General features: G+C 52.1%; 6 protein-coding genes. 5 read left to right on the forward strand and 1 reads right to left on the reverse strand.

The genetic code is table 11. The annotated features are described in order from the left end of the window. The 5 genes from V7730_RS21960 to V7730_RS21980 all read left to right on the forward strand — a co-directional run. Window positions 1-587: DDE-type integrase/transposase/recombinase (locus tag V7730_RS21960; protein WP_335749691.1), on the forward strand; the 587-nt coding region annotated here is incomplete at its 5' end. 59 nt (window positions 588-646) lie between these two features. Then, complete coding sequence (locus V7730_RS21965) at window positions 647-1,243, forward strand: serine O-acetyltransferase (protein WP_335749692.1); 597 nt, start codon at window positions 647-649, stop codon at window positions 1,241-1,243. A gap of 2 nt (window positions 1,244-1,245) precedes the next feature. Beyond that, window positions 1,246-2,817, forward strand: a complete 1,572-nt coding sequence (locus tag V7730_RS21970) for an AMP-binding protein (RefSeq protein ID WP_335749693.1) — start codon at window positions 1,246-1,248, stop codon at window positions 2,815-2,817. A gap of 37 nt (window positions 2,818-2,854) precedes the next feature. After that, complete coding sequence (locus V7730_RS21975; RefSeq protein ID WP_335749694.1) at window positions 2,855-3,091, forward strand: acyl carrier protein; 237 nt, start codon at window positions 2,855-2,857, stop codon at window positions 3,089-3,091. Between the two features lies 1 nt (window position 3,092). Continuing rightward, window positions 3,093-4,313, forward strand: a complete 1,221-nt coding sequence (locus V7730_RS21980; RefSeq protein ID WP_335749695.1) for a type III PLP-dependent enzyme — start codon at window positions 3,093-3,095, stop codon at window positions 4,311-4,313. A 522-nt stretch (window positions 4,314-4,835) separates the two neighbouring features. On the opposite strand, the gene V7730_RS21985 is transcribed toward V7730_RS21980, so the two are convergent. After that, window positions 4,836-5,044: ATP-binding protein (locus V7730_RS21985; RefSeq protein WP_335749696.1), on the reverse strand; the 209-nt coding region annotated here is incomplete at its 5' end.

Genomic DNA, 5,044 nt, shown 5'->3' on the forward strand with positions numbered 1-5,044 from the left:
TCAAGGCATATGAGCCTGGATACCTTCATATCGACGTGAAATATTTGCCGCAGATGGCCGATCAAACGTCCCGTCGTTATCTGTTTGTCGCGATCGACAGGGCTACCCGCTGGGTGTTCATTCGTATCTACAGCAGCAAGACAGCGGCCAACGCACGGCGTTTCCTGCGGGATTTGGAGCGGGCTTGTCCACTGTGCATTCGGACCATACTCACGGACAATGGGAAGGAGTTTACCGACCGTCTCTTTGGTCTGCGAAAACGGGCGCAAAGCGGGAAACATGAGTTCGACAGGCTCTGTGCCGATCTGAATATCGAGCATCGGCTGACCCCGCCAAGATCACTGCAAACCAATGGCATGGTGGAGCGGTTCAATGGTCGTATCGAAGACGTGCTACAAAGCCACCACTTCCAATCAGGCGAGGAATTGGAAGCCACACTGCACCGTTATGTCTGGCTCTATAACCAGCAACTGCCGCAATCAGCGTTGGGCAGTATAACGCTGTTGCAAGCGATGAAAGACTGGCGCAAAATCAAACTAGAACTGTTCAACAAACAGCCATACTACCGTCCGGGATGTGACAATTAACTAGGCAACTATGATTTTCAAAAAATACGCGGCGGATATTCACCGCAGGGAGGGCGGCTATGACATTAGAAACTGGCGGCGGAGGCAGGCATGTTTTTCGGCTGATAAAGGGCGACTATCATCGACATGGACGGTCCGTTCTTGATGCGGCTTTTGTCTCTCTGGAAATATATCGCTATGGCCGCTGGGCGTCACAGTTGACAAATCCGGTTGCCAGATGGATCGCCAACAAAATTTATGGTGTTCTGAGGGTCTTTATCCTGAATGTTACAAAGGTGTGGATTCCACCCCAGGTAGTAATTGGAGATGACTTTCATATCATTCACGCCGAGGGCATGCTTTCTATCCACCCGGATGTAGTCATTGGTGACCGTTGCGGGATCATGCACAACGTTACAATTGGTAGAAATATGGGGGATGGCGCGCCCGTAATTGGAGATGATGTGTTCATTGGGGTGAATTCGACAGTCCTTGGAAATATCCGCATCGGAGACAGAGTGCGCATAGGTGCCAATACCGCCGTTTCAACCAATGTCCCCTCAGATTCTACGGTAATTGGATCGCCTGCACGAATTTACCCTCGCCTGGCTCTCTTCGGCCAGGCTGGATCCAAACCAGCGGCACGTGCTCAGGCCCAAAAATCTGAGGGTGATTAATTATGGCGGGCAAAAGCATCTATCGTCTACTGGCTGATAACCTGCCGAATAATGCAAACAAGACTGCGCTGATAGATGCGAAGCGTTCGGTTTGCTATGCTGAACTGGTCGCCGAATCTAATTTGGTGGCCGACTACCTTGCGGGAATCGGGATTTGCGAGGGTGACAGGGTCATTGTGCATCTTCGCAAGGGGATCGAAGAGGTTGCTGCCATGTTCGGAGCCGCAAAGATTGGTGCGGTGGTCGTGAACGTGAATTATCAATGGACAACAGATCAGCTTTGCTATGTCGCGGCGGATTCTGGGGCAAAGGCTCTGGTTGCGGGGAAGGCCGCGGTGAAGGGGCTTTCGGGCGGTAATCTTCCGAAGGCACTTCTCGGTGTCTTATCTGCGGGAGATGGCGAAGCAACGCATCTTTGTCAAAGCCTGTGGTCTGAGCAAACCGCAACGGGAGAGGCCCAAGAGGCGTTTCCTTCGGATGACGATCTGGCAATGATCATCTACACTTCAGGATCGACCGGTATGCCCAAAGGTGTGATGCTAAGCCATCACAACATCCGTATCGGGGCCAAATCGGTGATTGAATATCTTCACCTTAAATCGTCTGATCGTCTTTTGTCGGTGTTGCCCTACAGTTTTGACGCTGGTTTGAATCAGTTGACGACCATGTTTAAGACGGGGGGCAGCGTTGTCCATCAACCCATTGCAATGCCGACCGAATTGATCCGATCTGTGCGCGATCATAATGTCACAGGATTTGCTGGGGTACCGCCGCTATGGAACCAGATTGTTCGTCTGTTGGATCAGTCTCTCGTAGCGATGCCCTCCTTGCGCCTGATCACCAACACTGGCGGAAAAATTCCGCCTGACGTATTGGAGATTATGCCTAAAGTGTTCCCAGGGGTGGATATTTTTCTGATGTATGGCCTCACAGAAGCGTTTCGGTCAACCTATCTTCCGCCCGAGAAGTTTGAGGCAAAGAAAGGTTCGATTGGGCAAGCGATCCCGAACGTACAAGTCTTTGTCGTCCAGCATGGCAAGGGCTGTGCGGGCCCGGGCGAACAGGGTGAGTTGGTGCATGCTGGACCACTGGTAAGCCTTGGGTATTGGCGGCAACCCGAACTTACACGCCAAAAGATTCGTCCGTGCCCCGAATTGAAGGCACTGGTTGGGGATGAGCCTGTCGTCTACAGTGGCGATCTGGTACGCATGGACGATGATGGCGACCTTTGGTTTGTGGGCCGTATTGATGACATGATCAAGACCAGCGGCTTTAGACTGAGCCCAACAGAAGTAGAAGATCTTGTGTCCCGGAGTGGCGTGGTTTCTGATGTGGTGGCTTACGGTGTCGAAGATGATGACATGGGTCAGGTTGTGCATGTCACCGTTGTGGCGCATGAGGGCATTGATACTGCCAAATTGATGGCCCACTGCCGCAAATACATGCCACATTACATGGTTCCACGCCGAATTCATCTGTGGTCGGGAACAATGCCCCGTACGGCCAGCGGCAAGTTAGACAGACCGGCTGTGATTGCCAAATCCAAAGCTGTCCTGCACGGTGGTGCCGATTGAATTCGTTTGAAACCAGATAAAAAGGTACCCTTTCACCATGAACCTGACTGACCAAACACTGATTGACTTTCTGAAGAACACTCTGAATATCGAAGATCAAATCGACCCAGAGACTGAGCTGTTTTCAAGCGGTCTGCTTGATTCTGTCGCTATGATGAACGTAATTGCCTTTGTAGAAGAAACTGGGCGCATAGAGGTTTATCCGGGCGACGTAACGCTTGATAATTTTGACAGCGTAGAGCGGATCGTCCGATATTTGGAAGGCCAGCGCTGATATGAACGAGCTTGACGTCTGTTTGGCAAAAGTTGCGCAAAAATTTGGCACGCCGTCATATGTCTTTCTGGCCGACGCCATCGACGGCAGAATTGCCGAGGTCCGGGCGACGCTGGGCCAATGGTTCGACCTGAGTTATGCCATGAAATGCAACCCAAACCCCAGTCTGCTGCACTGGCTGGCTGACCGGGTGGATTTCATTGATGTATCCTCAATTGGCGAATTGCGTCTTGCGCGCCAGGCAGGGTGGGATACAGCCCGTGCAAGTTTTACCGGCCCAGGCAAGCGCGACGCGGAAATTTCCGAGGCGATTGATGTCGGGATTGGTGAGTTAATTCTGGAAAACCTGCGTGAAGCTGTCGTTGCAAACAAAATCGCAGGTGAAACCGGTAAAGTTCAGGATGTTCTGATCCGACTGGCACCCTCCACGGTTCCGAAGGGGTTTGGCGATCACATGGCAGGCCGGCCCAGCCCATTTGGCTTTGACATTGAGGTTGCTGAGGAAGAACTGCCGCAGGTGTTGGCGCTGCCGCATCTTAACGTTGTGGGCCTGCATATCTATTCCGGCACTCAGTGCCTTAAGCCGCATGCGATCTGCGAAAACTACAGGATATTCATGTCGGTCTTCCGCGAAATATGCGAACGGCACGACATCACCCCACAAAAATTGGTTTTTGGGTCGGGACTTGGCATCCCTTACCACCCGGGTGACACGCCGCTCGCCCTTGATGACGTCGCAGGGAACATCCGGAATGACCTTGAGGGTTTCCGCGCCGAGCCGCGCTTTGCAGGGACCAAACTTATACTTGAATTGGGTCGGTTTCTGGTCGGGGAATCCGGGTATTTCCTGACCAGTGTCGTTGCAATCAAAGAATCGCGCGGACACAATATCGGAATTTGTGACGGCGGAATGAACAATCATCTGCCCGCCTCAGGTCATTTCGGAATGGTCATACACCGGAACTATCGAATGCACCGGGTCGGTGGCGGCCAAGATTACCAAAAATATAGCCTTGTTGGCCCTCTGTGCACCTCTATCGACCGGATCGCCAGCGGCGTCATGTTGCCGACGTTGGCACACGGCGACATAGTAGCGGTGCACTCCAGCGGCGCATATGGGATGACAGCCAGCCCTATACATTTTATCAGCCATACTTTGCCGCGCGAGGTACTGGTGGAAGGCCAAACGATAACTGATATTTCTCGAGTCTTTGATATATAGATGACTGCTCTTTATCAACGCCACCGAGCATTTCGCGAAAGGAAAACGCCAGAACCAACTTACGGACGAGCACATCGCCGAGGAAGGCTACAATCTCAATATTTCCCGCTAAATCAGCACAGCGGTGGGCGAGGAGGAGATAAAACTGGCGGTCACACACAAGGAGTTGGTCAAAATCGAAGCGCAAATTCGGGCTTCCACAGAAAAGCTCAATGAGTTTCTGAGGGAATTGGGCTGCCCCTATCGTCGGGGGCCAAATGAATTGAGCCCGGCAGGATTTTGGATCGTCCTCTTTTTTGTATCGCACTGGGTGCTCGGGAGGGCACTGTCAGAGCAAAATCGGTTTAGGCGGGCAGGGTGTCAATCGCAGAGTAAAAAGGGACCAAGTCGCGGCGTAAAACTGGTCCACTAAGTTATCGTTTGTCGTGCGCTTTGGTGGGCGCGCTTATCATCTAGCCGAAGCGTGCCAAAGCGCATGTTGGCTGTTAGGCCAACATTGTTCTGGTCTTGATTCAGCTTTGATTATTGTTGTTTGTTACGGCTGTGTTTTAGGCGGTAACTTTCGCCGTTCATTTCGAGGATGTGGGCGTGATGGGTCAAACGATCCAACAATGCGCCTGTGAGCCGTTCGGAATCAAAGACCTCCGTCCATTCATCGAAGGGCAGGTTCGAGGTTATGATGATGGAGCCGCGCTCATAGCATTGAGATATAACCTCGAAGAGCAATTCCG

The sequence above is a fragment of the Sulfitobacter sp. genome, from assembly GCF_036961165.1.
Classification (GTDB): domain Bacteria; phylum Pseudomonadota; class Alphaproteobacteria; order Rhodobacterales; family Rhodobacteraceae; genus Sulfitobacter.

What these genes read in the sequence shown, in the direction of transcription:
- V7730_RS21975 (WP_335749694.1), top strand. Translation starts at nt 2,855, where the DNA reads ATGAACCTGACTGACCAAACACTGATTGACTTTCTGAAGAACACTCTG.
- V7730_RS21970 (WP_335749693.1), top strand. Translation starts at nt 1,246, where the DNA reads ATGGCGGGCAAAAGCATCTATCGTCTACTGGCTGATAACCTGCCGAAT.
- V7730_RS21965 (WP_335749692.1), top strand. Translation starts at nt 647, where the DNA reads ATGACATTAGAAACTGGCGGCGGAGGCAGGCATGTTTTTCGGCTGATA.
- V7730_RS21980 (WP_335749695.1), top strand. Translation starts at nt 3,093, where the DNA reads ATGAACGAGCTTGACGTCTGTTTGGCAAAAGTTGCGCAAAAATTTGGC.